Origin of the sequence: Stappia sp. (assembly GCF_048261845.1) — a bacterium.
GTDB lineage: Bacteria > Pseudomonadota > Alphaproteobacteria > Rhizobiales > Stappiaceae > Stappia.
Genome location: NZ_JBLXFR010000129.1, coordinates 1 through 5,340, shown reverse-complemented (window position 1 = coordinate 5,340; position 5,340 = coordinate 1). Strand labels below are relative to the sequence as shown.

Sequence of the window (5,340 nt, the reverse complement as noted above, 5' to 3'; positions counted from 1 at the left end):
GTGATGTAGAAGGGCGCGCCGAAGACTCCGCGCTCGACCGCCTCTTCGAGGTTGCGCGCGTAGGTCTCGGCCCCGGCCAGCAGCCCGCTGTCGGCCAGCGCGGGATCGAAACCTGCCGCCGACAGGCAGTCGCGGATCACCGCGTCATCGGCAATGTCGCGCTCTTCAGCCCAACAGGCACGCAAGAGCCCGTGCACCAGCGTGCCCATATCGCCGCCTCCGGCCTCCTGCGCGGCGATCACCGCGTAGGAGGAGGGCGCGGAATTGGTGGGGAAATGGGCCGGCTTGACGTTGACCTCCATGCCCAGCCTGCGCGCCTGGCGCTCGATCTCGACCGCGCGGTAGGACTGGCGCGCCGGGTGACGCTCGGCCGGGGCCGTGCCGCCGGTACGCGCGAACAGCGCGACGACATCGAGCGGCTTGTAGACGATTTCGGCCCGATGACGCTTGGCGATATCCTCGAGCCGGGTGCCGGCGAGGTAGGTAAAAGGGGAAATGGTGGAGAAAAAGTAATCGATTCTGCTCATGCCCGGCACTCCTGTCCGCTGGATGTTTGCCCGACGCTAACGCCGTGCTAAGCGGTGTCAACGTCGCGAATCTGCCATGTTCACCGCCGGGGACCCTTGCACATGCCATCCACTTCCGAGCCGAAGCTGATTTCGGGCAACGCCAACCTGCCGCTCGCCCGTGCCATCGCGCGCCGCATGTCCATGCACCGGGGGATCGACCTCGAACTCTGCGACGCCCGCGTGGAACGCTTCAATGACGGCGAGATCTTCGTCGAGGTCTTCGAGAACGTGCGCGGCGAGGACATGTTCATCATCCAGCCGACCTCGAACCCCGCGAATGACAACCTGATGGAGCTGTTGATCATGGCCGACGCGCTGCGCCGGTCGTCGGCGGCGCGGATCACCGCCGTGATCCCCTATTTCGGCTACGCCCGCCAGGATCGCCGCAGCAAAGCGCGCACACCGATCAGCGCCAAGCTGGTGGCGAACATGATCGTCGAGGCCGGGATCGAGAGGGTTCTGACCATGGACCTGCACGCCGCGCAGATCCAGGGCTTCTTCGATATTCCCGTCGACAACCTCTATGCCAGCCCGATCTTCGCGCTCGACATCAAGGCCCATTTCGCTGGGCGCCTGGACGAGCTGATGGTGGTCTCGCCCGACGTGGGCGGCGTGGCGCGCGCGCGCGAGTTGGCCAAGCGCATCGGCGCGCCGCTCGCGATCGTGGACAAGCGCCGCGAGAAGCCGGGCGAGGTGGCCGAAATGACCGTGATCGGCGATGTCTCTGGCAAGTCCTGCCTGATCGTCGATGACATCTGCGACACCGCGGGCACCCTGTGCAAGGCCGCCGAGGTGCTGATCGAGAACGGCGCCAACGAGGTTCACAGCTATATCACCCACGGCGTTCTCTCCGCCCCGGCGGTCGAGCGGATCACAAAGTCGGTGATGAAAAGCCTGGTGATCACCGATTCGATCATGGCACCCGAGGCGGTCACATCCGCCAAGAACATCCGCATCGTGCCGACCGCGCCGATGTTCGCCCAGGCGATCCTGAACATCTGGAACGGCACCTCGGTCTCGTCCCTGTTCGAGACCCGCACGCTGGAGCCGATTTACGAGGGCATGTACCGCGGCTGAGCGTGCCAACGCGGCAGGGCCGCGCCCGGCTCAGTAGAGATCCCAGTCATCGGCGTGGTGAACCTCGCCGAAGGCGATCCAGCCGACGCGGGCACGGGCGACGCGGGTGTCGCCCCAGGTGCGGAAGACGAGATCGAAGCCCTCTTCGGTGACGTTCTCGGCCGCGATCTCGGCGCGGGTGTTGGTGGCCTGGTCCACATCCCACATGGTCAGCGCGCAATGCACCATAGGCGCGTCGCGGAATCGCTCGGAAAATCGGATGGCACGGCTGCGCTCGCGCGGGCCGGTGCCCGTCCACATCTCGCCGCCGTCCTCGTAGTCCGAGAACAGCACGTTGTCGCCCTGATCGATACCGATAGCCTGGCTTCTCAACCGTTTCATGCCGGATCACCCGTTGACGGCGCGCCGCGCCCGCGTTCGCCGAGTATGCCCAAACACAAAGGCCCCGCAAGCGGTCAACCCGTCACGTCGCGGGCACACGCCTGGCTCGCCCCCCTTTTACCTGCGGAGCCATGCTGGACAAGGGTCTTGGGGACAATCTTCGGGGAGCGATTGATTTAAGGATGTCCGGACGGAAGAGCGAAGCTGACGTTGACTGCGGACGCACAGCTTCCGCTGAGGGTGCGACGACCTCGCGGAGGAGTGGGCGGAGACCGGACTTTCGCTGCGATCAGCGTCAAGGTCCGCTGTGCGGGACTTTGCCGCCATTCGCTGCGCATGCACCAATGGCATCTAAGCGCAAATTCTACCAGTAGCCCGATGTGCGCTTTGGAGTAACTGCAAACACAACGGCATGTGGCGGGCTTGAGTTGCCTCCAGCCGCAATTTATCGGAGAATTTAGTCGGGGATTGACGGGTTGCTGCACTCCGTTCAATGCAGGCGCTCTAGTTCGGACGATACCTGAGCGACAGATCAGAATGGGAGACAGAATGGCTGACAATCACTGCACCCGCAACGTCGTGCTGGAAGAACATACCAGCTGGACGACCCACTCCAACACTCCCGGCGCGGTCGTCGTTGAATGGAATGAATATCTGAAGTTGCGATCCATTCTCCCTCTGTGCCTGCTGATCGCCACCCCCGCTTTCGCCCAATCCGCCGCCCAGGAGAAGCGATTCCGTGACGCGATACAGGCAATGGCGGTGCGGACCTATGCCTTTTACGTCTCAATTGATCCCCGGTTCGCTTCGCTTCTAACGCCAGTAGCGGAGGATCCGTCCTTTCGGGATAGCCAGCGCTGTTTCCTGACCCGGATCGAAGAAGAAGGCGGGCCAGGCATGCTTGAAGAGTACATCGCAGGTATGGAATTTCAGGGCGAGAAAGAGATAACTTCTCTGATCGAACTGGCTTCTCGCGAGCTGTTCCTTCGGGTGATGAGGTCTGGCGGGATTCGTAGTGCAAGCTGACAAGGGTTTATCGGTATGAAGAGTTTCCTGGGCGGCCTTACAGTTCTGGCAGTGATTTCGGTCGCTGTGGGCCTTTGGCTGCGCGGCGAACAATACACATGGTACCAGATCACTACGATCAATGTCGATACGCCGGACGGGCCGGTATCGGGCTCGGGCGAGGTTCGTGTCAGGCTGACCGTACCTCCCAATATTTCATTCATGGGCAGCGCGTACGAGTGGCAGATTACGGGCGAGGCCGCCGTCGTCGACCTGCCGGACGGACGGCACGTGTTTGCCATGATCGTCGACGAGACCGAACGCGAGTGGCCCGATGTTATCGCACGTCGTGTTGCGCGCAGGACGATGGGATTGGAGCGGCTAACACGCGAAAATGCCGGAAGCTGGGTTGCGACCGTGTTGTCCGAAGGCGATCGGGACATTCCTCTGACGGATAGAGAAGTGCCGACGTTGGTGACCTTTCTCAATGAGAGCGAGCCTGCTTCAATCCAAGACTTGGCCAATACCACCGCCGTGCGCGAAGTGCTTGGCGAGGGCTTCGCGGTTCTTGGGGTCACGATAAGATTCTCCGAGGTATCCACGGAACCCGAACAGGTGCTCGCGGCGCTGCCATGGCTGGAGTCCAAGCAAGGCTTGTTTTCGCGTAATGGCCAACCGTGCGACGTTTGCCCGCGACAGGGCAGTTTCAACTCCGATCCTGAATTCAGTGATCGCATTCATTCCGGACATTTTGTGAGGCCCATGCCATGACCCATGTTCCCGGCGAACAAGACCTTCTAGCTGCATTGCTTTCGATGGACGCCTACAATCAAGGCGGCGGCCCAACAATCGCACACGGAAAAACGAGTGTGGGCACTGCGACACGGGTCGATACTCATAACGGGAAACTCGGGTTTTGGCCACCACTTGCCACAGCTGCCATTCGCCGCATCGCAAGAGTGAAGTAACAAGGGCTCGAAGCTGCTACTCGCCGCAGACATCACCAATGCGCGCTAAGGGCCGTGTTCGGCAAGGTATCCGATGCTGCAAATGCGAAGAGTTCCATGCCGGGCAAAGTAACAAGGACTCGAAGCCAGTCATCGGCTGCACGCCCCTGCACCGCCCGCCACGAAACGAAAAAGGCCCCGCAAGCGGAGCCTTGATCCTGTTTTCCTGAACGGTGCCGATGCGCCGGTGCGGCCGGTCTCAGCCGCCCACGGCGACGCGCAGTGCCTCGAGATCGGCAAGCTGCTTCTCGGCGAGGTCGCGCGCGGCGCCCTCGGTATCCTTTACCTCGGCGCGGGCCTGTTCGATCATCGGGTCGATGTCTTCGGGCTTGGCGTCGGCCAGGCTCATCGCCATTTCGGCCAGGACCGAGGCCCCGTCGGCCGAGACCTCGGCGAAGCCGCCGGTGACCAGGTAGACCTGCTCGCCCTCGTCGCCCTGCACGCGCAGGACGCCGGGACGCAGCGTGGTGATGACGGGCGCGTGGCCCGGCATCGCCGTCAGGTCGCCATCGGCGCCCGGGATCTCGATCTCGCTGGCCGCGTAGGACGCAAGGCTGCGCTCGGGCGATACGAGGTCGAACTGCATTGTCTCAGCCATATTGGCCTCCCTCAAGCCGCGTCGGCGGCCATTTTCTCGGCCTTGGCGACCACGTCGTCGATACCGCCGACCATGTAGAACGCGCCCTCGGGCAAGTGATCGTATTCACCGGCCACGACCGCCTTGAACGAGGCGATGGTATCCTCGAGCGGAACCTGCACACCGTCCGAACCGGTAAAGACCTTGGCCACGTCGAAGGGCTGGCTGAGGAAGCGCTGGATCTTCCGGGCGCGGGCCACGGTCAGCTTGTCCTCTTCGCTCAGTTCATCCATCCCGAGAATGGCGATGATGTCCTGCAGCGACTTGTAGCGCTGAAGCGTTTCCTGGACCTGGGTGGCGACGCGGTAATGCTCTTCGCCGATGACGGCGGGGTCGAGCAGGCGCGAGGTCGAATCGAGCGGGTCAACGGCGGGGTAGATGCCCAGCTCGGAGATCGCGCGCGACAGAACCGTGGTGGCGTCGAGGTGGGCGAACGAGGTTGCCGGCGCGGGGTCGGTAAGGTCGTCCGCTGGCACGTAGATCGCCTGCACCGAGGTGATCGAGCCGGCCTTGGTCGAGGTGATGCGCTCTTGCAGGGCGCCCATGTCGGTGGCCAGCGTCGGCTGGTAGCCCACGGCCGAAGGAATACGGCCCAGAAGCGCCGACACCTCGGAACCCGCCTGGGTAAAGCGGAAGATGTTATCGACGAAGAACAGAACGTCGG

The 5,340-nt window shown here is 63.0% G+C and carries 6 protein-coding genes and 1 pseudogene; 3 read left to right on the top strand and 4 right to left on the bottom strand.

Annotated features, from left to right (window positions below; all coding sequences use genetic code 11):
- The coding region (locus tag ACN0T5_RS21760) for a 2-hydroxychromene-2-carboxylate isomerase (protein ID WP_417770697.1) at window positions 1-527 on the bottom strand (527 nt) is incomplete at its 3' end.
- A gap of 102 nt (window positions 528-629) precedes the next feature.
- Between ACN0T5_RS21760 and ACN0T5_RS21755 the strand changes: the two genes are divergently transcribed.
- A complete protein-coding gene (locus ACN0T5_RS21755; protein WP_417770696.1) occupies window positions 630-1,646 on the top strand; it encodes a ribose-phosphate pyrophosphokinase in 1,017 nt (338 codons plus the stop codon).
- Window positions 1,647-1,676: 30 nt separating this feature from the next.
- Here ACN0T5_RS21755 and ACN0T5_RS21750 read toward each other — a convergent pair whose 3' ends face one another.
- Window positions 1,677-2,027, bottom strand: coding sequence for an H-type lectin domain-containing protein (locus ACN0T5_RS21750; protein WP_417770695.1), 351 nt, complete (start codon window positions 2,025-2,027; stop codon window positions 1,677-1,679).
- Window positions 2,028-2,576: 549 nt separating this feature from the next.
- Here ACN0T5_RS21750 and ACN0T5_RS21745 point away from each other — a divergent pair.
- Entirely contained in the window at window positions 2,577-3,053 is a 477-nt protein-coding gene (locus tag ACN0T5_RS21745; RefSeq protein WP_417770694.1) for a hypothetical protein, read from the top strand.
- A gap of 15 nt (window positions 3,054-3,068) precedes the next feature.
- Entirely contained in the window at window positions 3,069-3,803 is a 735-nt protein-coding gene (locus ACN0T5_RS21740) for a hypothetical protein (RefSeq protein ID WP_417770693.1), read from the top strand.
- A 435-nt stretch (window positions 3,804-4,238) separates the two neighbouring features.
- Here ACN0T5_RS21740 and ACN0T5_RS21735 read toward each other — a convergent pair whose 3' ends face one another.
- Entirely contained in the window at window positions 4,239-4,637 is a 399-nt protein-coding gene (locus tag ACN0T5_RS21735; protein WP_417770692.1) for a F0F1 ATP synthase subunit epsilon, read from the bottom strand.
- A gap of 11 nt (window positions 4,638-4,648) precedes the next feature.
- Window positions 4,649-5,340: pseudogene (locus tag ACN0T5_RS21730) on the bottom strand (F0F1 ATP synthase subunit beta); the annotation flags it as partial.

Coding starts and splice junctions, on each gene's coding strand:
- ACN0T5_RS21755 (WP_417770696.1), top strand. CDS start 630: ATGCCATCCACTTCCGAGCCGAAGCTGATTTCGGGCAACGCCAACCTG.
- ACN0T5_RS21750 (WP_417770695.1), bottom strand. CDS start 2,027: ATGAAACGGTTGAGAAGCCAGGCTATCGGTATCGATCAGGGCGACAAC.
- ACN0T5_RS21745 (WP_417770694.1), top strand. CDS start 2,577: ATGGCTGACAATCACTGCACCCGCAACGTCGTGCTGGAAGAACATACC.
- ACN0T5_RS21740 (WP_417770693.1), top strand. CDS start 3,069: ATGAAGAGTTTCCTGGGCGGCCTTACAGTTCTGGCAGTGATTTCGGTC.
- ACN0T5_RS21735 (WP_417770692.1), bottom strand. CDS start 4,637: ATGGCTGAGACAATGCAGTTCGACCTCGTATCGCCCGAGCGCAGCCTT.